The organism is Salinicola sp. LHM (genome assembly GCF_034479735.1).
GTDB lineage: Bacteria > Pseudomonadota > Gammaproteobacteria > Pseudomonadales > Halomonadaceae > Salinicola > Salinicola salarius.
Genome location: NZ_CP140261.1, coordinates 452782 through 474030, shown reverse-complemented (window position 1 = coordinate 474030; position 21249 = coordinate 452782). Strand labels below are relative to the sequence as shown.

Genomic DNA, 21249 nt, shown 5'->3' with positions numbered 1-21249 from the left:
TTAGCGAGTACTTTTAGTGAGTGCTTTGATTGACGCGGCGAGAGAGTTCTTCGGCACTCTCGACCCGCTCGGAATAGCGATCGGTGAGATAGGCCGAGCGGCCCCGTGTCAGCCAGGTGAACTTCACGAGCTCCTCGCAGACGTCGACGATTCGCATGTAGAGCGGCGACGGCTTCATGCGTCCGGCTTCGTCGAACTCGTTGAACGCCTTGGGCACGGAGGACTGGTTGGGGATCGTGATCATCCGCATCCAGCGCCCCAGGATCCGCAGCTGATTGACGGCGTTGAAGCTCTGGCTGCCGCCGGAGACTTCCATCACCGCCAGCGTCTTGCCCTGGGTGGGTCGAACGCCGCCCAGCGACAGCGGGATCCAGTCGATCTGGGCCTTCATGATGCCGGTCATGGCACCGTGGCGCTCCGGGCTGACCCACAGCATGCCGTCGCACCACTCGGCGAGCTCACGCAGCTCCTGCACCTTGGGATGTTCCGCCTCGGCATCGTCCGGCAGCGGCAGGCCGGAAGGGTTGAAGGTTCGCACCTCGCAGCCGTACCAGCGCAGCAGCCGGCCGGCTTCCTCGGAGGCCAGCCGCGAGAAGGAGCGCTCGCGCAGCGAACCGTAGAGCACCAGGATCTTCGGTGGATGACGCGGCGCATCGGCGCCGACCAGCGCCTCGACATCGATCGGCTGCAGTTTCGCCGGATCGATATTGGGCAGGTCATCGACATCGACCGAATCGCTCATTTCACTCTTGCTCCCGTCATTCATGCCCCGTCTCCTCGGCGTGCACGACTTCGCCATCTTCCTTGGTGAACGTGGCGACCGGGTTGGCCAGCAGCCCCAGCACGCGCTCCGAAGGCCGACACAGCCGGGCGCCCTTGTCGGTGACCACGATCGGCCGATTGATCAGGATCGGGTGCGCCATCATCGCGTCGATCAACTGGTCATCGCTCAGGGCCGGATCGTCGAGGCCAAGCTCCTCGAACGGCGTCCCCTTGCGGCGCAGCAGCGCTCGCGGGGTGATCGCCATCATCGAGATCAGCTCGACCAGCCGCTCGCGTGAGGGCGGCGTCTTCAGATATTCGACGATGTCCGGCGTCTCGCCGGAGGCCTCGATCATCGCCAGCGTGTTGCGGGACGTACCGCACTCGGGGTTGTGGTAGATCAACGGCTTCATGACGATCTCATGTCTCCTTGTTTTCGGGATGGCATTGCCCCAGCGCGTCCATCAGCGGCTCGCAGACCTCCGGATGCCCCGCACAGCAGTCGCGTACCAGGAACTGGATCGTCTCCTTCATGTGCGAGAGATCGGCGCGATAGATGATCGAACGGCTCTGGCGTTGCGAGACGACCCAGCCGGCCCTCGCCAGTACCGAGAGATGGGCCGACATCGTGTTGTGGGGTACCGAGAGCTGGCGCGCGATCTCGCCGGCGGGCAGTCCATCGGGTTCGTGACGCACGAGCAGCCGAAATGCCTCGAGGCGAGTCTGCTGGGACAAGGCGGCAAAACTGGTGATGACACTATTCGTTTCCATATGTCCAGAATATAAGACATATGGAAATACAGCAACGCCGTCAGGCAGAAATCGAAGGGAGTGGTTCCCAGGAGAGCCACGCACTGCACCGGACTCAGCCGTTGCTTTCGTTCAACTGACCGAAATAGACGGGCCGGCAAATACAGAAGACGGGTGCACCGATTGCCTCGACGGCGGTGACGAAGCGCTCCGCCGTTTTCTCGTCCACCGCGTACATGAGCTCGATGGGCTGGTCAGCCAGTTGGAGCCAATCTGCAACACCTCTACGACGTAGCCCTACTCTGCGGTATTGGCTTCACCATGAGCTTATTCATTGGCAATCTCGCTTTCCCAGACGATGCAATGCTCGTGGATGAATTGAAGATTGGCATTTTGATCGGTTCAACCCCCAACGGCATAGTGGGCTAACTGGTGCTGCCTCGAGCCAGATAATCCAAAAAGGGGCGGCCTCAACGGAGGCCGACATCCTGCTAGGCTGAATGCTCAGAGAACTCGAAAGCGGCCTCTGACAAAGCCAAATACCTTCTTACCGAGCTGACCACCCACTACCTCAATAGAATCTCCTCGTTGGCGGTTATCCCGTTTTCGTCTGCGATCAGCAGGTAGACTGTTATACTCTCCCCTAGTATATATACTACCCTCCTGTATAGTTTCAGTTTCTAAAGAGACAGCCACATGCACACCATCAAAGACAAAGCGAAGCTGTTAACCCGCGTTCGACGCATTCAGGGACAGGCGGCCGCACTTGAAAGGCAGCTTGACCAGGAAGGCGACTGTACTGCAGTGCTGCAACAGATCGCTGCGATTCGCGGGGCGGTGAATGGGTTGATGGCCGCCGTCATGGAGGGGCACCTGACTGATCACGTCGTCAGGGAGCCCGAACTGGCGCAGCGGCAACAAGACTTGGACGCGGTACTACAGGTCATCAAGTCCTACCTCAAGTAGGACATAAAGAAACCCGGCACACAGAAGGCCACAAAAACGAGTAGCGTACTGAAACGCCCCTATGACACGACGACTAATTTCGAGCGCCAAAAAATGGGCGCACGCGATCAAGCGTGATGTACATGCGGTCTGGTTAGCCGCACGCGACCCGCGGACACCGTGGTTCGCCAAGGTGCTTGCGCTGATTGTGGCGGCCTATGCCGTCTCGCCGATCGACTTGATCCCTGACTTCATTCCCGTGCTTGGTTACGTCGATGACATCATCGTCGTGCCACTCGGCATCATGCTGGTCGTGAGGCTCATCCCGCCGGAGGTAATGAACGAGCATCGAGAAACGGCTGCCAATGCGACCGTGCATCCGGCAAGCCGCATGGCTGCGGGCGTGTTTATCGCCATTTGGATCGTCTGCGCCATCCTCCTGGTCAGATTGTTCCTCTGAATATTTCAAAGCATGGCCAGGCGGGCAGATACAACCGGCTTCTACATATCGTGCTGATTACGACACCTAATCAACCTGGAGCAATACAGAATGCACCATCACCAACTCGAAGCCTGGCAACACACTCATGTTTTCGGTCAAGATCGAAAACGATCCGGCGAAACACGTTCTCTCATCATAGTTGGATTGACGCTCACTATGATGGTCTGGGAGATTCTGGCCGGTGTCCTATACGGTTCGATGGCCCTCCTGGCCGATGGCCTGCACATGGGCTCTCATGCGGTCGCTCTGGGTATTGCGGCCTTCGCCTATGTCTATGCTCGCCGAAACGCAGGCAATTCGCAGTTCTCATTTGGCACCGGAAAGGTCAATGCATTAGGCGGGTTCACCGGCGCGGTCCTGCTGGCAGGTTTCGCACTGTACATGGTGATCGAAAGCATCGATCGCTTCATCCACCCCGTCGCAATTTCGTTCAATGGGGCTATTTTCGTCGCCGTGATCGGCTTGATCGTCAATGGGTTATCGGCCTGGATACTGGGCGGAGAAGACCACGACCATGGACACGGACACGGACACGGACACGGACACGGACACGGACACGGACACGGACATCATGACCATAACCATAGAGCTGCCTACTTCCACGTACTTGCCGATGCTTTGACCTCACTGCTGGCGATTGCCGCGCTGTTGGCCGGTAAGTATGCGGGCTGGAACTGGATGGACCCGATCATGGGTATCGTCGGCGCAGCACTTATCACCCGCTGGTCATGGCATCTGTTGAAGGACACCTCCCGCGTGCTGCTCGATCATCAGCGCAGCGACTTGGAGCACGACGTCAAACAATCCATTGAGACTGACGATGCCCTTATCTGCGACCTGCATCTCTGGGCCATTGGTCCGGATATTCACGCCGCCATCGTCTCGATCGTTTCGCATGACCCGGAGTCGCCTGAAGTCTATAAACAACGTATACAGACTCGATGTCCGTCGTTGGTGCACGTTACCGTCGAGACGCAGCGCTGTGTCACTGATCCGGAGAAACCGATGCTGGGGCAAGGTTAGCCAGCTAAGCGCGACAGAGACATGGTAATCGGTCTTGGTACGGGCGAGAATTAGTTTTGCATGCAACTCGGTCTCGCCCCGTCTTCCCTCAATTATGGAGGCATTATTTTCAGTGCCTCAAGCCGCCACAGTCTTTCATAGGGACACTCAGTAGTCTGGGCAAAATATAAACAATGAAATCGAATAAGATGGGGATTCTGACCTTCTGTAATATCTACGGACCAAGCATTCCGAACACCTAAAATTACGGAGCGATAGTTCCTGTCAAATACAAGTCTGTCTGACCTGCCAAAACGTGGCTACAAAAACAGTGGCCTCATTAAAAATAATATCTATTTAATATAGAGTCATCCTAGATAGCCTAGTACAGGAAACGCTGCCAGGAGCCAGTAGGACAATGCGGTCAGCTGACCGGTAACCATTAGCACGCCCATACCTACCATTATGAGACCAGCTACGATATGCATGGGTCGCCCCCAGCGGCGCAAGAGTTTCTGATGCTGAAGGAATCGGTCGAGCGAGATGGCCGTGAGAAGAAATGGAATGCCAAGGCCCAGCGAATAGACCGCAAGTAATGCCAGGCCACTAGAGACATTGGCTGTCGAGGCACTAACAGTCAGAATGGCGCCCAGGATCGGGCCGATACAGGGCGTCCAACCAAAAGCGAACGCGACGCCTAACAAATAAGCCACGCTGGGCCCGTCACCTTCATCCTTGAACTTTCCTATGAAACGCCACTCCCGTTGCAGCCACGGCATCGTGAATATGCCTGTCATGAAAATCCCAAACAGAATAACGATGACGCCACCTATCAGGTTCGCTTCCTGACGGTAGATCAGCAGGAAACGGCCGATGGCTGTGGCGCTTGCTCCAAGAATCAGAAATATCGTGGAGAACCCGAGCACGAACCAGAGTGATTGGGTGATCACCCTGAGTCGTTCGCGACGGCTCGCCTGCTGAATCTGACCCAGCGAGCGACCAGCTACAAAGGAGAGATAGCCGGGCACCAGAGGTAGAACACAGGGAGAGACGAAAGAGATGAGGCCCGCTAGAAACGCCGTTAGCAGGCCGATGTTGGCGATTTCGAGCATGTTTCAGGTGCGCGCTAAAACGTTCTCTCGGTGGTAGAGGGGGGTATGTCAGCGTGGGCCTGCTGTGTCATCGTCTCACTTTGGCTGGCAGACTCGTCTTTCTTGCCCTTCTTGCAGTGCATCAAACACATCGCTCCACACATGAGCAGACATGGCAAGAGTGCCACCAGTATCGGTGCAATGCCGAGTATGACCAGTTGATCCCAGCCCATGGCGAGGCTACCTGTAACAATTACGGCACCCAAGATCCATAAGCGGCGCGGGCCTGACATCAGGCTTTTGAATCCGGACGGTTCTTGACCTCGATTAGATTTGTTGTCACCACAGCAGCTCATAGAGATACCTCTGTCGAATGTCCAATGGTTTCTTCAAGAAACGCGGTCATTTCCGGGGTGTCCCATTCTGTCGCACCCACGAGGCGCCCGATCTCGTCTCCACGGGAATCGATCAGTAACGTCGTTGGAACTCCCAGAGCACCAAGCTTGGTTCCGGCCATGCCAGTGGTATCAATATACTGGCGGAGGTGTTCTATACCCACATCCGTATAAAAATCCTGCACGGCCTCGACTCCCCTGCGATCGATCGATAGCGCGACGACCTCGAACGCTTTCCCGCCCAGCGAGGCCTGTAGCGCATCCAGGGCGGGCATTTCCTCACGGCAGGGACCGCACCATGTCGCCCAGATATTCAGCAGTACCATCTGGCCCTGGAAATCGGCAAGAGTCAGTGGCTCTCCCTTACCATCCTCGAAAGCTAGCTCCGGCAGATCGCGGGGGCTTTCCCAGAGCATGACCCCCTGCGGACCGATGCCTTCCGGCGGACTGGCAGGAGCGACTGAAGCCAAGACCATCAGGCATGCAAACGCCACGCCCCGTTTGATAGTGACCAGTGTCATAATTGTCCAATACTGGCATTAGTAAGTAGCGTAAACTTCAGGCGAATCGGTTGGCTGAAGGGTTAAGGTATAGACTTCGATAGGGTCTTGCTTTTCTCTGCCCATACCTGGCGATCCTAGTGGCATACCGGGTACGCTCAAACCTTTTATAGAGGGCTTGTCTTCCAACACCTGCTTGATGCTTTCGGCATCAACATGGCCTTCGAAGATATAGTCACCGATCAGCGTAGAGTGACACCCATAAAGCTTTTTAGGAACGTCATGTTCTGCCTTGATTTTCGCTAAGTCATTAGTATCGATGACCTCTACATCAAACCCATTGGCTTCCAAATATTTAGCATGTTCAGAGCAACACCCGCAATTAGGGTTCTTATAAAGCGTTGCTGTAGTTTCGGCAGCAAAACCTGAAATAGGGAAAGCAAGCAATACAGTGAAAATTAGTTTCTTGAAGTATTTCATCGTTCCCTCTCTGGTGCCATATAGCTACTCAGCTAGACTTCGGTATCAATTAGCCAAGCTCGCAAAATTAGTGTGTGATTTTCACCAACTGTTTATCAAGCGCCTTCAACCTGCTTTTTTTGCATCATTTCCATCATGGCATTGCATTTTTCCATCATGGAACTCATCTGAGCGCCCATATTTTCATGCATGCCGCCGCCTTCATCCATCATGCTTCCTGGCATGTCATTGGCCTGCAACTTTCCGTTTCGCGCATTTTCTTGCGCGAAGAGAGAACCGGCACCAAAGGTACCCACAGTGATAATGGTAGCGGTGAGCATTATATTGCTGAACTTTCGCATGGTATTTTCCTCATGTCGGATCAGAAACTGAATTTACCTATTTGCTATCGCTTGGCACTGCACCGTACCTAGAGCTGTTAGAGCCTAGCTCCGCGCGATACTCGTTTACATCGCCAATAAAAGCATCTTAGGATCTGGACCTTACCCATAGGTCAAGAAACGAATAATCCGTCCAGCACCCATGCTCAGCAGCATATGCATGACCATATCCTTCAAGGTAACTTTAAGGTCAAGCGTTTTCTTTTCTACATCCTGTGCAATTTCTTCTTGGCTTTGGGTCCGCCTACGAGATCCACGGACTGCCTGTCTGCTCCAACCTGTTATCATTTAGCTCTATCTACATGCTGGGGCAGCCAGCTAGTAACCGGCACTAGCCAGTATCGATCGATAGAGCCCTGTTCCGAGGCAACGGCCTGAATGCTGAACTCCGCAAACAATGGAATGACATGGGACTTTATAACCGCTATGTATTGCCGCATCTCATGCATCTAGCAATGCGTACGCATTTGCTCGAAGCATACCGCCAGCGCTTGGCATCACAGGCTCAGGGAGTCATGCTAGAACTTGGCTTTGGGTCAGGGCTCAACTTGCCTTTCTACGACGTTGAAAAGGTCCGGCAGTTCTATGCACTAGAGCCCGAGGAAGGCATGCTCGAATTGGCTCGGGCACCTATTGCCAAAGCGGCGTTTCCGGTAGAAGTGCTGCAGGCCGGGGCCGAGCGGATTCCGCTCCCGGATCAGAGCATCGATACCGTACTCTGTACTTGGACACTCTGCACTATTCCTAATATCGAGCAGGCGCTCCTCGAAGCGCGCCGGGTCCTCAAGCCTGGAGGACAGTTTCTGTTCACGGAACACGGCCTTTCACCGGAATCTCGGGTGGCTCGCTGGCAGCACCGCATGACACCGCTTTGGACGCGCTGTGCTGGAGGCTGTCACCTGAACCGCGAAGCAGACATCTTGTTGCAGATAGCGGGGTTCGAGGTCGTCAGCGTAGTCTGAAGTGGACCCCATCCGTTGGACCACCTGACAGACGATTTAAGCTCTGACCGGATCATCATCAGGCGTCAGGCCGCCTGGGTCAGTGGTTGATCGCAGTACACCTCATCGGGTGTCGCATCGTCCAGCCCTTGATGGGGCCGCTGACGGTTGTACCAAGTGAAGTACTTCCTCAGCTCCCGGCGTAGGTGGGCACCATCTTCGAAGGCCTTCAGATAGACGCACTCGTACTTCACGCTACGCCAGAGCCGTTCGACGAAGATGTTGTCCCGGTAGCAGCCTTTTCCATCCATGCTGATCCGGACGCCATGGGCCTTCAGTACCTCGGTGAACGCCTGGCTGGTGAATTGGCAGCCCTGATCGCTATTGAAGATGCTCGGCGGCCCATAGCGGTCCAGGGCCTCCTCCAGTGCGTCAATGCAGAAGTCCGTATCCAGGGTGTTCGATACCCGCCAGGCCAGCACACGGCGACTGTGCCAGTCCATGATGGCCACCAGGTACATGAACCCTCGCGCCATTGGGATATACGTCACATCAGTGGCCCAGACTTGGTTGGGACGATCGATGACGCGATCCCTGAGCAGGTAAGGATAGACCCGATGCCCCACGCCAGACTGGCTGGTGCGCGGCTTCGGGTACACCGCGTGCAGCCCCATCTGCCGCATCAGGCGACGGATCCGCTTGCGGTTCACCGTGTGCCCCAAGCGGTTGAGATGGGTCGTCATCCGCCGGGAGCCGTAGACCGGCGTCCGCAGATGCTCCTCGTCGATCAGCCTCATTAGCATCAGGTCCTCGGCGAGTAACTCACGGCGCTGGTAGTATAGCGATGAGCGACTGATACCGAGCAATTGGCACTGCCGGCGCAGGCTGGGAGTGTCGGAGGATGGCGGCTCGATCAGGGCCAAGCGCTGAGCCCGGCTCAACGATCGAGCCTGCGCGACAAAAAATCGCGTTCCACCGTCAGCTTGCCGATCTCGCGGTAAAGCGTGTCGATCTCCTCCTGGCTCTTCTGGGCGGCTTTACCATCCTTGCCTTCGAAGACGCCCGTGGCGTTGTCCAGGAGTTCACGCTTCCACTGGCTGACCATGGTGGGGTGGATCTCGAAGCGGGCGGCGATCTCCGACGTTGTCTGATCGCCCTTGAGGGCTGCGAGAGCCACCTTGGCCTTGAAGTCACTGCTGTACTGCTTGCGTTTCCTGCTCATGATCATCGTCTCCAATCGTCATGATCAGAGCTTAACGCCTGGTCCTGATTTCGGGGACCACCTCAGTCAAAGGTTACCTCGGTCCACTAAAGCTCATGACATTTATGTCCGAGGGGCGAGCCAAGTTACCTGAGTCAACAGTGGCAGGAGCCGAGTCGAAGAATGCCTCCAGCTCTATTTGAGCTGGAAGGTAACAGAGCCCTTCGTCAGAACAACCCTGAAACGTCACTGAAATGGCCACCGAGCCAATATCCTCGCTTTCCGAAACGATGGGAGCGCTGAGCACGACCTGGTCATAAAAGACGTATAGCTTGCCCAACTGGGGATGAATGACAAGCTCGCCCGGGGGTATCTCCAGCTCTCCGAAGCTGGCTGACGGGTCAAGGCTTTCCAGTGCAAACTGGTGTCGATGCAGATAATAGCCGGGGGCATTCTTGAACCTAACGAATATCCTACTATCGCTTCGCCATGCGCTAGCCTGAAAGGCTTGATTGACCGGCAAGAACTTGCCTAGGACGGGATCATTGAAGAGCCCGTGTTTACCGTTATCCGCGAACAATTCCTCGCTGGCCGCTGATTGTCCCACGATGAGGAACAGAAGCATGAGAAGAAGAGAGGCGGCTCTCATGAGGCGGCCATAGTTTTTGCAATATCCACCGACTGGCGTCTCGCCCAGACGATCAACGCAAGGCCCCCCAAGACCATCGGCAAGCTCAACAATTGGCCCATGGTTAGCCAATCGAAGGCAATGAAACCCAACTGAGGGTCGGGCCGGCGCATGAACTCCACGGCAAAGCGAAAAACACCGTAAAGCAGCAGGAATAGGCCGGATGTCATGCCTCGCTGACGGGGACGGCTCGAGAACCACCACAGCACAACGAACATCACGATGCCTTCCAAGGCGAACTCATACAACGAAGAAGGGTGACGTGGCTCCGGCCCCAGCCCCATCATGGGCGGCCACACCATTGCCCAAGGGACCTCGCTGATGCGCCCCGGCAATTCATGATTGATGAAATTACCAAGCCGCCCGGCACCCAGACCAATCGGCACCAGTGGTGCGATGAAATCGGTCAACTGGAAAAAGGCCAGGCGATGCTTGCGGGCAAACAACCAAGCCGCAACCAGCACGCCGGTCAAACCGCCATGGAAGCTCATACCTCCTTCCCAAACCTTGAAGAGCCATAAGGGATCGGCCAGTAATTTATCGAACCCGTAGAACAGCACATAACCAATGCGACCACCCAATATGATGCCCAAGGCCCCATAGAAGATCAGATCGCCGATGTCGTCACGGCTCATGCCCAGTTGATGGGCGCGGCGACGCCCCAACCACCAGGCAGCGGCGAGACCGACCACGTACATAAGGCCATACCAATGGATCTGCAAAGGGCCTATGGCGATGGCAATGGGATCGATTTGAGGGTACTGAAGCATGGTTTTTCCTTATATTCCGACGGTCAATTCGGTTGCCGGATTTAACGCTCAACAAGCCTTGTTTACTCAACAAGATGTGTTAATGCCTAGCCGGGATCGTCGACGTCATCCAGCAAGTGGCGTCGGTAAAAGGGGCGACTTACTCTGGGAGCTTGAGCGACTCGGGGCTCGTCGGCTGGTGTCTAAGATGGCTCGCCGCTGACGGGCTGAAAACGACGCAGTCTTAAAGAATTCGTCAGGACGAAGATACTGGATAGGCTCATGGCCGCAGCCGCCAATATCGGGTTGAGCAGGAAGCCGGTGAATGGATACAGCGCCCCTGCCGCTACCGGAATCAACGCCACGTTATAGCCATAAGCCCAGGCGAAGTTAGACAAAATGGTCTTGCGGGTGCGCTTGGACAACGCCGTGGCATTGACGATGCCTCTCAGATCGCCACGCATGAGCACGACGTCACCAGCCTCGATCGCAATATCGGTACCCGTGCCAATAGCAATGCCCACATCGGCTTGCGCCAATGCCGGTGCATCATTGATGCCGTCGCCGACGAATGCAGTATTGCGGCCTTCAGCCTGTAGTCGCTTGACCTCGTTTGCCTTTTGATCCGGCAACACTTCGGCGAGCACCTGCTGAATCCCCACCTGTCTAGCGATAGCCTCGGCCGTGGCGCGGTTATCACCGGTCAGCATGGCCACATCCAGGCCCTGCGCCCTGAGTGACGCAATAGCCTCAACCGAGCCCTCTTTGAGCGGATCGGCAACAGCAATCACCGCCGCAAGCTTGCCATCGACTGCCGCATACAGCGGGCTCTTGGCCTCTCTGGCAAGCGCAGTGGCACGCTCTTCCGCCTTGCCTAGGTCGATGCCGAGCCGACTCATATAGCGGTCAGCTCCCACATTGAGCTTATGGCCGTCGACCTCGGCTTCGATGCCAAAACCAGGCTCGGCCTGGAAGCGGCTGATGGATGGCAGATCTAGGCCTAAGTCTTTTGCACCACGTACAATCGCTTCGGCAATCGGGTGTTCACTTTGCGCTTCGACCGCGGCGACCCAGCGAAGCACTTCGTTCTCCTGCCCTTCGAGCACTACGAAGTCCGTCAGCTCGGGGCGTCCCATCGTCAGCGTGCCAGTCTTGTCCAGCACGATCGTGTCCACCCTAGCCAGGGTCTCGAGTGCTGCCCCTTTACGAAACAGCACACCCATCTCGGCCCCTTTACCGGTCCCCACCATGATTGCAGTGGGCGTCGCCAGGCCCATCGCACAGGGGCAGGCAATCAACAGCACACTGACGGTGGTGACAAAGGCGAAAGCCAGCGCCGGGGCTGGCCCGAAACCGAGCCACACAGTAAACGTGATTGCCGCAATCAGGAGCACGATCGGTACGAAGATTCCGGCAATCTTGTCGGCCAGCTTCTGGATCGGCGGTTTTTCCGCCTGGGCAGATTCCACCATCTTAACGATCTGCGACAGTACCGTGTCGGCACCTACTCGGGTGGCGCGGAACGTCAGAGCACCGTTCTTGTTGATCGTTCCGCCAACGACCTCATTATCCATCTGCTTGGCAACCGGCACCGGCTCCCCGCTGATCATCGACTCGTCGACGTAGGAGTGACCTTCCTCGACAATGCCATCGACGGGGATGCGCTCTCCCGGACGAGCCAGGATACGATCACCCGGCACGACGGCCTCGATCGGCACTTCAACCGTGTCGCCGTTGCGGATGACGCGGGCCGTTTTTGCCTGTAGCTGCAAAAGCTTCTTGATCGCCTCGGAGGTGCGGCCCTTGGCGACATGCTCGAAGTGACGGCCCAGCAGGATGAGCGTCACGATGACCGCCGCGGCCTCAAAGTAGCTTCCGGCGGTCCCCGCAGGGAAGAAGCCGGGAATCAAGAGCGCAGCCATAGAGTAGAAATAGGCGGCGCTTGAGCCAATCATGACCAAGCTATTCATCCCCGGGTTCGCATGTCGCAGTTCAGCGAAGCCCGCTCGGTAGAAACGTGCCCCGGCATAGAACTGGACTGGGGTAGTCAGCAACCACTCGATGCCCATCCAACCTCGGTGCGGCATGATGCTGGTGAATATCGCTTCCAGCGCAGGGATCATCTTGCCCATGGCAATAAACACGACCGGAATCGTGAATGCTGCCGCAATCAGCACCTTGTTGCGAAGCTGGACGCCCTCCTGGTCCTCGCGCTCGGTCTGTGTACTCTCCCCTTGGTCCTGCGGCTCATATCCCGCATCACGAATGGCATGGTGGATGCGTGGCAACGTTACCGCCGCGGGCAGGAACCGCACAAAAGCCTTTTGCGTGGTGAGATTCACACTGGCCTGGACAATGCCTGGCAGCTTCTCAATGGTACGTTCAACCCGTGAGACACAAGAACCGCAGGTCATGCCGATAATAGGAATCTCAGCGGTTTCAACGACAGGCTGGTAGCCAGCCTCTTCAACGGCATGGACTGCCTGGCTGGGATTGGCATGCGCTTCGAAAGTAACCGTGGCCTTTTCAGTCGCCAGGTTCACTTGCACATCCGTGACACCGGACTGCTTCTTGAGGGCGCGCTCCACGCGCCCGACGCAGGAAGCACAGGACATGCCCCGAATACTGATATCGACACGCTCGGTCATTTAGAACTCCTGGCGGCATCACTCGCGTTAACAAGGTTCGAATGGCTGGCGATTGTTTCGCCAGGCCAGAAGGCGGGAATAAAGGGGATTTACTTGCCGTCGGTGATCGCTTCGACAATGGGGCACCCTTCCTTCATGGGGCCCTCTCCGGAACACTCCGAGAGGGTTTTCGAAAGCACCGACTCGATTTTCGAAAGATACCTGATCTGCTCTCGAACTTTGATCAGCTTCTCTTCGGCAATCCGCTTGGCTTGTGCCCGGTCGCCGTTGGCATCCTGCAGGATCAGCAGTTCACGAATTTCATCGAGTGTGAACCCCCATTGCTTGGCCTGAAGAATGAACTGCAGCCTGGCCACATGCTCCTCGGGATAGCGGCGGTAGTTGGATTCCGTTCGCTGGGGCTTCGGCATGAGCCTCTCTTGCTCGTAGTATCGGATCGCCTGGGTGGCAATGCCGCAGCGCTCGGCCAGTTGTCCGATACTGTAGGTTTTCATCAAGAGTTCCTCAGCGACACTTCAGGTAGCCCGGTGCAACCGGACCACCTGATCGTTCTGTTGGTTACTTGGGCTGGCGGACCACACGCAGGTACGGTGTCTGCTCATCCCAGCCTTCAGGAAAGCGCTCCTTGGCTTCCTCGTCCGACACGGAGGGGACGATGATGACGTCTTCGCCGTTCTGCCAGTCCACCGGGGTTGCCACCTTGTGCTTGCCGGTCAGTTGCAGCGAATCGATGACCCGCAGGATTTCATCGACATTGCGACCCGTGCTGGGTGGGTAGGTCAGGGTCAGACGAATCTTCTTGTCAGGGTCTATGATAAAAACGGTGCGTACCGTCAGCTTGGGATCGGCCTTGGGATGAATCATCCCGTAAAGCTCTGCCACCAACCGATTCTCGTCAGCCAGTAGCGGATAGTTGAGAGACGCGCCTTGGGTGGTCTCGATATCCTTCGCCCAGCCGGCATGAGAAGCCAGCGGATCGACGGAAACACCGATCAGCTTGGCGCCGCGCTTGTCGAACTCATCTTTGCGCTTGGCAAATGCGCCAAGCTCTGTCGTGCAGACAGGGGTATAATCGGCCGGGTGAGAAAACAGCACGGCCCAACTGTCACCAAGCCACTCATGGAAGCTGACAGTGCCTTCCGTTGATTCCACCGTAAAATCGGGTGCTATTTCTCCAAGCTGCAAAGTCATGGGGCTATCCTTACGTTGGGGTTGGGTGATGCATGGTTTACGATAGCCCTAAAGTGAACTTTAAGGTCAACCCCAATGATGAAAAGCTTGTTATTACAGTAGTCGCCCAACGCACTTGACCTCCAGGCAAGGCAAAGGTTTTAAGCTAGCACTTTACCGATCTATCAGCGGCCTTAATCGACCGATGCCATTCCTCCCTTCACTATCTCAGGTGCCCCAGCTTAATCGGCCTGTTTCCCCTCCCTGGGATAAGCGGCCTTTCATCGCTGTCTCGGTCTGGTTGACCTCAACGGCTCTCAGCGAATCCTGCCTACATAGTAGTTCTCGTTAAAACCGCATACATTAATCAGTGGATAAACGGATGCTTACAAGAAGAGCCCTCGTCAAGAACTTGATTCTTGGCGGAAGCACGGCAACGCTGGTCACAGGCATGGCCGGTTACAGTGGTTTACAGCAGTTACTGTTGGGAAGACCCGCTTTTGCCGCTTCTCTCAAACCGCTTGCTGTTCCGCCACTGCTTGGCGGAGAAAGCCGGGACGGGATAAGGGTGTACGACCTCAACCTACAGAAGGGCACTACCCAATTCTACGATGGGATGAATACGCCCACGCTGGGTATCAACGGAAGCTATCTCGGCCCGACGCTAAAGATGCGGGCCGGGGATACCGTGCGACTCAACGTCACCAATCAACTCGGCCAGAACAGCACGCTGCATTGGCATGGCTTTCATCTACCGGCCTATGCCGATGGGGGGCCTCATCAGATCATCAAGGATGGTGCTACGTGGTCGCCACAATTTGAGGTGAAACAGCGTGCCTCGATGTTCTGGTACCACTCCCATTTGCCGCCCGTCACCGGCCCGCAGGTGTACCAGGGTCTTGCCGGGCTGATTTATGTGGACGACGAGGAGACCGGGCGCTTGGACCTGCCGAGCGAATACGGCGTGGACGACATTCCACTGATGCTACAGGATCGCACGTTCGACGATGATGGTTCGCTATTCTATTCCGGCATGATGATGGGTGTGATGGGTGACGTCATGCTCGTTAATGGCAGCTTGAATCCGTATTTTGAATCAAAATCCCAAAAGCTACGCTTGCGAATTCTCAATGGGTCCAATGCCCGTTTCTACTCGCTGGGTTTCAGTGACGAGCGCGTATTCAGTCAGATAGGCACTGATGGTGGGCTTTTGGAGCGCCCGATTGATGTCTCGCGCATTAGTCTCGCACCTGGCGAGCGCGCTCAGGTCATTGTTGATCTAAGTGATGGTCGCCCCGTCGTGCTACGCGCCGTCTCTTCCGGAAGCGGTCCGGTGGGCAGTGAACAGGTGTTCGATGTCTTACGTATCCAGCCCGACCTCGAACGTGCTCGTGTCGCGCCGCTGCCCAGTCGTCTCGTCACGCTGGATCAGCCCGATCCTGCTCAGGCGATCGGGACTCGCCCGTTCGTATTGGGAATGGGCATGACGATCAATGGAAAACGGATGGATCGCAACCGTATCGATGAAACTGTCCGTTTAGGAAGCACAGAGATCTGGGAGATAAGTAACACTAGCATGGTACCCCACCCGTTCCATGTACATGATGTCCAGTTCCGAATACTCGATCGCAATGGCTCGCCTCCTGCGCTGAACGAGATGGGACTAAAGGATACGGTGGTCGTTAATCCTGCTGAGCGGGTACGCGTGCTTCTGAGCTTTACGGATTACAGTGATCCATATCTGCCTTATATGTACCACTGCCATAATCTTGAACATGAGGACACAGGCATGATGGGCCAGTTCGTTGTGACAGCCTAATCAAATCATAAGGGCAGCTTCACCCCTCAAAACAGTGTATTTTGCTGATAAAGCTACGCGTCATAAACGGAACCGGCCTCGGTCCATACGTTAATGAGGGAGGCCCGTCTGCGTTGATCGAAACAAATCGTAAATTACTGCCCGGGACGAGTTGACCACAACAACTGGCATACAACAGGAGCTAGCACGGCACGTTAGCTTTGCACCAATACCCCCTCTAAGCCCGCCGATACCAGCGTGAACAGGACGAAGCCACCCACAAAAGCCAGCGGCGAGACGTGCGTATCTTCGCCGCTTTCATGAGCCTCGGATATCATGTCCTCAATGGCGGCGACCGTAAGAAGGCCTGCCGTAAACGTCAATGCTGCGAGTTTGAACGACTCCGGTTGGCTTCTGAGCACGAAATAAGCAAAAACGGCTGCCGAGAGGACGGGGATGGCAAAGGAGGCAGAAAGCAGCAGGCGCTTGCTGCGCGGAATCCCCTTGTCCTTCATGTTGGCAATTGCCGCGAAGCCCTCGGGAATATCCGCGAGAACCTGGCCCACCGCCAGGATCAAAGCGACTGACAGCGAGACCGCCGATCCCGCTCCGATCAGGAGACCGTCGCTGAACAAGTCGATGGACACGGCAATATAGATCATCCAGACGCTCGTCTGGCCGCTTTCTCTCTGCTGGCCTTGCCGCCTTTGAATGCCCTCTACGAGTTTCTCGATACCTACGTAAGCAATGCCGCCCAAGGCGAAGGAGAGTGCGATCAGCCAGGCTGAGAGACTTTCCAGCACGCGCGGCATGATCTCCACCGCCACCACCGCAATGACCAGACCGGCGGCGCCATGCAGGGCGTAATTGAGACGGCGCCCGGTCGTCCGCGAGACCTCCGCAACCAGCCCGCCACCGAAGTTTCCCAACGCGGGAAGCAATGCCAGGCCGAGCACCATCCAAATGCTATCCATGATCACCTTCCCTGGTCGATGTCTAGCTATCCGCCTTCTAGCACTCGCCTTCAAGCACTCGCCGGCGAAGCGGCCTGGCCCGAGCTTTCCGGCGGCACATTGACGGAGGCTCCACCGCCGCGTGTCGGGCCCTGTCGATTCTCGAACCGTAACAGACGCAGCGCATTCAGCGTCACTAGTACGGTGGCGCCGGTATCAGCCATGATAGCTACCCACAACCCGGTCAGACCAAACATGGTCGTCAACAGGAATACCGCCTTCAGGCCCAGCGCGATGGTGATGTTCTGGCGAATATTGTTCATGGTGGCGCGAGCCAGACGAATCATGGTCGCTATGTCGGTCACGCGATTACGCAGCAAGGCGCCATCGGCCGTTTCCAGGGCGACATCGGTGCCCGAGCCCATGGCCACGCCGACGTCGGCGGTGGCGAGTGCAGGCGCGTCGTTGATCCCGTCGCCCACCATGATCACCCGGTCCTTGGCGACCATTCCCTTGATTGCCGTGACCTTGTCGTCAGGCAGCAAGCCTGCCTGGAACTCGATGCCCAGCGGATCGGCAATCGCTTTCGCGGTACGGGGGTTGTCACCGGTCAGCATCACCGAGCGGATGCCCAGTGCCTGGAGATCCTTGATGCCGTCGATGGCGTCCGTGCGCGGCTCGTCACGCATGGCAATCAGTCCGACGATCGCGCCGTCCCTAAACACCACGACGGCCGTCTTGCCCTGCTCCTCCAGCGCAGCGATCCGCGTCTTCAGAGCCTCTGTCAGTACGCCCTGGTCTTCAGCGTAGCGTGGCGAACCGACATAGCTACGATGACCGTCCACGCTTGCCTCGACACCATGGCCGGCGATGACGCGTGCGTCCGCCCCTTGAGAAAACGCGATATGACGCGATTCGGCATGACTTAACACCGCCTCGGCGAGCGGGTGGCTGGAGCCGGCCTCGACACTGGCGGCCAAGGCAACGACATCAGCCTCATCGTGGTCATCGGCAGCCGCTTGCACGTCGGTAACGACTGGTTTCCCGGCGGTTAGGGTGCCGGTCTTGTCGAAGGTCACGAGGCTAGCCTTGGCGGTGGACTCGATCACCGCGCCCCCCTTCAACAATAGCCCGCGGCGTGCCCCGGTAGACAGCGACGAGGCGATCGAAGCCGGTACCGAAATTACCAGCGCACACGGGCAGCCAATCAACAGCAGCGCCAGGGCTCGATAAGTCCATTCACCCCAAGCGCCGCCGAAAAGTAGCGGAGGAATGATCGCAACGAGTAGCGCGGTACCGACCACAGCGGGCATATAGACACGGCTGAAGCGATCAATGAAACGCTCGGTGGGCGCACGGGCTTCCTGTGCTTCTTCCACCAAGCGGATGATCCGCGCGATGGTATTGTCTTCGGGCGCCTTGGTGACGCGAATACGCAGCACGGCATCATTATTGATGGACCCGGCGAAGACCGACTCGTCGAGGGTCTTGCTCTTGGGCACCGATTCACCGGTCACCGGCGATTCATCGATAGAAGACGTTCCTTCAATGATCTGCCCATCGGCAGGAATCCGGTCGCCGGGTCGCGCGACGACGACCTGACCAATCTTCAGATTCGCGGCATTGACCTTGCGAGTCGCCCTCTGTGCGTCTTCGACCAGCGCGCTCTTGGGCACTAGATCACCCAGCGCGCGAATACTCGAGCGGGCACGATCCGCGGCCACCCCTTCAAGCACTTCGCCGACGGCGAACAGGAAGACCACCAGCGCCGCCTCCTCGGCGGCACCGATGATCAGCGCGCCACCGGCAGCGATGGTCATCAGCATTTCTATCGTGAATGGCATGCCCGCTCGTGCAGCGGAAAAAGCACGTTTCGCTACGGGAACCAGCCCGACCAGACACGCCAGGATGAAGCCCCAATAAGCCAGAGACTCCGAGGCCACCAGGCGCACCGCCACGGCGGCCAGCAGGACAGCCCCGGTCATGACCACCAGCCGGCCCTTGCCATGCAGAAACCAGCGTTTCGGTGAGGCCGACACTGCCTCGGCGACGCCTTCGTCAGCTGTGGAGCTGGCGCCATTGGAGCCATTACCGGTTATGGCGGTGCGCGGCGTTACACTGTAACCGAGCCGCTTGATCGATTTCTCGACGCTGTCCGGCGAGGTTTGCTGTTCGTCGAGCTTCAGCGTGAGCGTCTCGTTCATGACCGACACTTTGACGTCGGAGACTCCCGGCAGGTTCTCCACACCGCCACGAATTTTCGCCGCGCAACTGGCGCAGTCCATGCCGCCGACCTTCCAGCTGAGCGTGCTCTCGGCGTCGGCCCGATCAGGTACCGTCACCGTTTCCGCGTCGTTGTCTTGAGCGTTACCGTCACAGCAAGGTGAATGACATTCGGATGAGTTTTCTGGACTGGCAGTATCAGAATCAGGCATGAATTGGACGGAATAGCCAAGTCGCTCGACGGTCTTCGCGACACGCTCCATCGAGGTTTGTTGCGTGTCCAGCCCAAGCCTCAGCGTCTCCTTCATCACCGAAACCTGAACGTCGGAAACGCCTTTCAAGCGTTCCACCGCACCACGGATCTTACCGGCACAGCTTGGACAGTCCATGCCTTGAACGGTCCACTGGTATGTGTTACCGGATGCTTCGGTATGTGTAGCTGGCATGAAAAGTTACCTAGTTCAATTTCTCTGCTCAAACTCTAAACCTTCTAGTGGCTATAGAGTCAAACCGCATCGTCTTACTGGTAAGGAGGCATGCGAGGCGGGCTGCTGGTTAGCTGCCATGTTCGTTGTCCTGTTTAGCGATGGCCTGCGGATCGTGTAATCGCTCGCTCTTTAAGCTAAAAATGCCCCTATTGTTGTGATCCGATGAAATCGACATCCGTATAAAAGTGGCATTCGCCATCCTGCACGAGTTGATCCATGGCAAGATAGCGGCATATTTCCCCCTGAGTTTGGCGGGCTCGTACTCGACTAGGGGTATTTGATCGCGGAAGCCGCTCAAGCCGTCAATATCCGTGCCAGCCCTTGAGACGCTGGGTCGAACGGTTTCGAACGGAGCGTAGCGGTGCGTGAAAGTCAGAGGGCAGTTTGCCCAAAGCCCCCGCTCCGCCGAAAGTTGAACCTTAATGATGCATATCTGGGTACGGAATCGATGGTATTACTCGCCAGTCGTACTGGATTAATCTCGCTGCGCATCGAAATTATTGTAATTATCTTAACGAATTCCCGCTCAACTTTATCCAATTAAAAATGACATAAAGCCTCAAATACTTTAGTGAATCCCACTTCTTTTTTAGGTGTCGGGTCCCGTGTGATTAACCACCCGCCTGGTAAATAAGTCAGGCCGTTTAGTCTGCCATTCTTTCATCATCGCAATAGGTGATTGATGGTGCAGTGCCTTCTGCGGGATGTGGTGATTGTACAGCCAGGTATAGCGTTTCAGCGTCTGTTCCAGGTCCTCGCCTGAGGCATAGCTCCGAGTCGCCAGCACGTCGCTGATGCGGCCGTTGAAGCGCTCCACCATGCCGTTCGTTTGCGGCTTTCCCGGCTTGATCAGGCGGTGTTCGATGTCATGTGCCTGGCACTCCTGGTCAAACGGATGCCGGCCGCTGGGCTTGCGCTCACCTGCACGTGTGAAGCGATCGGTAAAGGATTTGCCGTTGTCAGTCAGCACCGTCTGGATCTTGAAGGGCGCCTTCTCTTCCACCTGCTTCATGAACGCGCGAGCATCCTTCGCGGACTGACTGCTTCGGATCTCCAGATACACCCAACGCGTGGCGCGATCGATGGCGACGTACAGGTAGCGTTTCTGCTGCTCGTCGGGCATCCGAGGCAGGTGCTTGATGTCGATGTGCACATACCCCGGTTCGTAGTCCTTGAAGGGCTTGTGCCTCGGCTTCTCGTCATCTCCGATGTCCTGCCGAGCCAGTTCCGCCAGTGTCGGCACGCCGCGCCGCTGGAGCATGCGATGCAGGCCGGAGCGAGACAACCGGGAGTTTAGGAACTCACGCGCCACGACGAGGAGATCATCCAGGCCGAGGCGAAGGAATTCGCGTGCTGCGATCAGCACCTCCTCCTGCTCGGGCGTGAGCGTGGCCAGCAGGTTGTGACGCGTGTGCGATCGATCATGGACATCGTCACGGTAGCGCCAGCGCCGTATGGTCGCGGTGGCGACGCCATACTGGCGAGCCAGCTCGCTATCCGTGATGCTGGAGGGCGCTGCCTGGATCTCGGCCCGGATCTTCGGTGTCGTGGTCGCTTGTTTATGCAGCTTGATGTCCATGAAC

21 protein-coding genes and 2 pseudogenes are annotated in these 21249 nt (G+C 56.9%); 6 read left to right on the top strand and 17 right to left on the bottom strand.

Features of this window, described 5'->3' with window-relative positions:
- Positions 1-13 precede the first annotated feature (13 nt).
- The 4 genes from arsH to R5R73_RS02285 all read right to left on the bottom strand — a co-directional run bounded on the left by arsH (position 14) and on the right by R5R73_RS02285 (position 1750).
- Positions 14-766 carry an arsenical resistance protein ArsH gene (gene arsH / locus R5R73_RS02300; protein ID WP_247643265.1) on the bottom strand — a complete coding sequence of 251 codons (753 nt, stop codon included), beginning with the start codon at positions 764-766 and terminating at the stop codon, positions 14-16.
- Positions 759-1175 (bottom strand): arsenate reductase (glutaredoxin), encoded by a 417-nt coding sequence (gene arsC / locus R5R73_RS02295; RefSeq protein WP_071231932.1) that lies wholly within the window; start codon positions 1173-1175, stop codon positions 759-761. The genes arsH and arsC overlap by 8 nt, the downstream gene beginning before the upstream one ends.
- A gap of 7 nt (positions 1176-1182) precedes the next feature.
- A complete protein-coding gene (locus R5R73_RS02290; RefSeq protein WP_071231933.1) occupies positions 1183-1533 on the bottom strand; it encodes an ArsR/SmtB family transcription factor in 351 nt (116 codons plus the stop codon).
- Between the two features lie 94 nt (positions 1534-1627).
- On the bottom strand, positions 1628-1750 hold the full coding sequence (locus tag R5R73_RS02285; protein WP_322528650.1) for a hypothetical protein: 123 nt from the start codon (positions 1748-1750) through the stop codon (positions 1628-1630).
- 20 nt (positions 1751-1770) lie between these two features.
- On the opposite strand from R5R73_RS02285, the pseudogene R5R73_RS02280 reads away from it, so the two are divergent.
- The 4 genes and pseudogenes from R5R73_RS02280 to dmeF form a co-directional block, all read left to right on the top strand.
- Positions 1771-1941, top strand: a pseudogene (locus tag R5R73_RS02280) (Na+/H+ antiporter NhaA); the annotation flags it as partial.
- Between the two features lie 267 nt (positions 1942-2208).
- Positions 2209-2478, top strand: a complete 270-nt coding sequence (locus tag R5R73_RS02275; RefSeq protein WP_071231934.1) for a metal/formaldehyde-sensitive transcriptional repressor — start codon at positions 2209-2211, stop codon at positions 2476-2478.
- 109 nt (positions 2479-2587) lie between these two features.
- Positions 2588-2917 (top strand): annotated as a pseudogene (locus R5R73_RS02270) (YkvA family protein); the annotation flags it as partial.
- A gap of 90 nt (positions 2918-3007) precedes the next feature.
- Complete coding sequence (dmeF, locus tag R5R73_RS02265) at positions 3008-3982, top strand: CDF family Co(II)/Ni(II) efflux transporter DmeF (protein ID WP_071231936.1); 975 nt, start codon at positions 3008-3010, stop codon at positions 3980-3982.
- A gap of 347 nt (positions 3983-4329) precedes the next feature.
- Here the strand turns inward: dmeF and R5R73_RS02260 are convergent, their stop codons facing one another.
- From R5R73_RS02260 to R5R73_RS02245, 4 genes are all read right to left on the bottom strand, one after another.
- Positions 4330-5073 carry a cytochrome c biogenesis CcdA family protein gene (locus R5R73_RS02260; RefSeq protein ID WP_071231937.1) on the bottom strand — a complete coding sequence of 248 codons (744 nt, stop codon included), beginning with the start codon at positions 5071-5073 and terminating at the stop codon, positions 4330-4332.
- 331 nt (positions 5074-5404) lie between these two features.
- The gene (locus tag R5R73_RS02255; protein WP_071231939.1) at positions 5405-5968 is read right to left on the bottom strand and encodes a TlpA family protein disulfide reductase; all 564 of its coding nucleotides are present in this window, start codon (positions 5966-5968) and stop codon (positions 5405-5407) included.
- Positions 5969-5986: 18 nt separating this feature from the next.
- Positions 5987-6427 carry a DUF411 domain-containing protein gene (locus tag R5R73_RS02250; RefSeq protein ID WP_322528649.1) on the bottom strand — a complete coding sequence of 147 codons (441 nt, stop codon included), beginning with the start codon at positions 6425-6427 and terminating at the stop codon, positions 5987-5989.
- A gap of 95 nt (positions 6428-6522) precedes the next feature.
- Positions 6523-6768, bottom strand: a complete 246-nt coding sequence (locus R5R73_RS02245; protein ID WP_071231941.1) for a hypothetical protein — start codon at positions 6766-6768, stop codon at positions 6523-6525.
- A gap of 446 nt (positions 6769-7214) precedes the next feature.
- Here R5R73_RS02245 and R5R73_RS02240 point away from each other — a divergent pair, with 446 nt between their 5' ends.
- Positions 7215-7769 carry a class I SAM-dependent methyltransferase gene (locus R5R73_RS02240; RefSeq protein ID WP_322528648.1) on the top strand — a complete coding sequence of 185 codons (555 nt, stop codon included), beginning with the start codon at positions 7215-7217 and terminating at the stop codon, positions 7767-7769.
- Positions 7770-7834: 65 nt separating this feature from the next.
- On the opposite strand, the gene R5R73_RS02235 is transcribed toward R5R73_RS02240, so the two are convergent.
- From R5R73_RS02235 to R5R73_RS02210, 6 genes are all read right to left on the bottom strand, one after another.
- Positions 7835-8970 (bottom strand): IS3 family transposase gene (locus tag R5R73_RS02235; RefSeq protein WP_322528243.1). Its coding sequence is split into 2 segments (ribosomal slippage): positions 7835-8700 and positions 8700-8970, totalling 1137 coding nucleotides; the frame shifts between segments, so codons are not numbered across the junction.
- Positions 8971-9043: 73 nt separating this feature from the next.
- A complete protein-coding gene (locus R5R73_RS02230) occupies positions 9044-9598 on the bottom strand; it encodes a protein-disulfide reductase DsbD domain-containing protein (RefSeq protein ID WP_071231943.1) in 555 nt (184 codons plus the stop codon).
- The gene (gene lgt / locus R5R73_RS02225; protein WP_071231944.1) at positions 9595-10407 is read right to left on the bottom strand and encodes a prolipoprotein diacylglyceryl transferase; all 813 of its coding nucleotides are present in this window, start codon (positions 10405-10407) and stop codon (positions 9595-9597) included. Before lgt ends, R5R73_RS02230 begins: the two co-directional genes overlap by 4 nt.
- A 182-nt stretch (positions 10408-10589) precedes the next feature.
- Positions 10590-13034 (bottom strand): heavy metal translocating P-type ATPase, encoded by a 2445-nt coding sequence (locus tag R5R73_RS02220; protein WP_071231945.1) that lies wholly within the window; start codon positions 13032-13034, stop codon positions 10590-10592.
- Positions 13035-13123: 89 nt separating this feature from the next.
- Entirely contained in the window at positions 13124-13528 is a 405-nt protein-coding gene (locus tag R5R73_RS02215; RefSeq protein ID WP_322528647.1) for a heavy metal-responsive transcriptional regulator, read from the bottom strand.
- Between the two features lie 64 nt (positions 13529-13592).
- Positions 13593-14225, bottom strand: coding sequence for a peroxiredoxin (locus R5R73_RS02210; protein WP_071231947.1), 633 nt, complete (start codon positions 14223-14225; stop codon positions 13593-13595).
- Between the two features lie 361 nt (positions 14226-14586).
- Between R5R73_RS02210 and R5R73_RS02205 the strand changes: the two genes are divergently transcribed.
- A complete protein-coding gene (locus R5R73_RS02205; RefSeq protein WP_071231948.1) occupies positions 14587-16023 on the top strand; it encodes a multicopper oxidase family protein in 1437 nt (478 codons plus the stop codon).
- Between the two features lie 194 nt (positions 16024-16217).
- Here the strand turns inward: R5R73_RS02205 and R5R73_RS02200 are convergent, their stop codons facing one another.
- From R5R73_RS02200 to R5R73_RS02190, 3 genes are all read right to left on the bottom strand, one after another.
- Positions 16218-16976, bottom strand: a complete 759-nt coding sequence (locus tag R5R73_RS02200) for a ZIP family metal transporter (RefSeq protein ID WP_071231949.1) — start codon at positions 16974-16976, stop codon at positions 16218-16220.
- Positions 16977-17026: 50 nt separating this feature from the next.
- Complete coding sequence (locus R5R73_RS02195) at positions 17027-19567, bottom strand: heavy metal translocating P-type ATPase (protein ID WP_322528646.1); 2541 nt, start codon at positions 19565-19567, stop codon at positions 17027-17029.
- 688 nt (positions 19568-20255) lie between these two features.
- Entirely contained in the window at positions 20256-21245 is a 990-nt protein-coding gene (locus R5R73_RS02190) for an IS481 family transposase (protein WP_322527567.1), read from the bottom strand.
- Positions 21246-21249 lie beyond the last annotated feature (4 nt).

Excerpts from the sequence above, each read along its gene's own strand:
- arsH (WP_247643265.1), bottom strand. The coding sequence starts at position 766 with ATGAATGACGGGAGCAAGAGTGAAATGAGCGATTCGGTCGATGTCGAT.
- arsC (WP_071231932.1), bottom strand. The coding sequence starts at position 1,175 with ATGAAGCCGTTGATCTACCACAACCCCGAGTGCGGTACGTCCCGCAAC.
- R5R73_RS02290 (WP_071231933.1), bottom strand. The coding sequence starts at position 1,533 with ATGGAAACGAATAGTGTCATCACCAGTTTTGCCGCCTTGTCCCAGCAG.
- R5R73_RS02285 (WP_322528650.1), bottom strand. The coding sequence starts at position 1,750 with ATGTACGCGGTGGACGAGAAAACGGCGGAGCGCTTCGTCACCGCCGTC.
- R5R73_RS02275 (WP_071231934.1), top strand. The coding sequence starts at position 2,209 with ATGCACACCATCAAAGACAAAGCGAAGCTGTTAACCCGCGTTCGACGC.
- dmeF (WP_071231936.1), top strand. The coding sequence starts at position 3,008 with ATGCACCATCACCAACTCGAAGCCTGGCAACACACTCATGTTTTCGGT.
- R5R73_RS02260 (WP_071231937.1), bottom strand. The coding sequence starts at position 5,073 with ATGCTCGAAATCGCCAACATCGGCCTGCTAACGGCGTTTCTAGCGGGC.
- R5R73_RS02255 (WP_071231939.1), bottom strand. The coding sequence starts at position 5,968 with ATGACACTGGTCACTATCAAACGGGGCGTGGCGTTTGCATGCCTGATG.
- R5R73_RS02250 (WP_322528649.1), bottom strand. The coding sequence starts at position 6,427 with ATGAAATACTTCAAGAAACTAATTTTCACTGTATTGCTTGCTTTCCCT.
- R5R73_RS02245 (WP_071231941.1), bottom strand. The coding sequence starts at position 6,768 with ATGCGAAAGTTCAGCAATATAATGCTCACCGCTACCATTATCACTGTG.
- R5R73_RS02240 (WP_322528648.1), top strand. The coding sequence starts at position 7,215 with ATGGGACTTTATAACCGCTATGTATTGCCGCATCTCATGCATCTAGCA.
- R5R73_RS02230 (WP_071231943.1), bottom strand. The coding sequence starts at position 9,598 with ATGAGAGCCGCCTCTCTTCTTCTCATGCTTCTGTTCCTCATCGTGGGA.
- lgt (WP_071231944.1), bottom strand. The coding sequence starts at position 10,407 with ATGCTTCAGTACCCTCAAATCGATCCCATTGCCATCGCCATAGGCCCT.
- R5R73_RS02220 (WP_071231945.1), bottom strand. The coding sequence starts at position 13,034 with ATGACCGAGCGTGTCGATATCAGTATTCGGGGCATGTCCTGTGCTTCC.
- R5R73_RS02215 (WP_322528647.1), bottom strand. The coding sequence starts at position 13,528 with ATGAAAACCTACAGTATCGGACAACTGGCCGAGCGCTGCGGCATTGCC.
- R5R73_RS02210 (WP_071231947.1), bottom strand. The coding sequence starts at position 14,225 with ATGACTTTGCAGCTTGGAGAAATAGCACCCGATTTTACGGTGGAATCA.
- R5R73_RS02205 (WP_071231948.1), top strand. The coding sequence starts at position 14,587 with ATGCTTACAAGAAGAGCCCTCGTCAAGAACTTGATTCTTGGCGGAAGC.
- R5R73_RS02200 (WP_071231949.1), bottom strand. The coding sequence starts at position 16,976 with ATGGATAGCATTTGGATGGTGCTCGGCCTGGCATTGCTTCCCGCGTTG.
- R5R73_RS02195 (WP_322528646.1), bottom strand. The coding sequence starts at position 19,567 with ATGGACTGTCCAAGCTGTGCCGGTAAGATCCGTGGTGCGGTGGAACGC.
- R5R73_RS02190 (WP_322527567.1), bottom strand. The coding sequence starts at position 21,245 with ATGGACATCAAGCTGCATAAACAAGCGACCACGACACCGAAGATCCGG.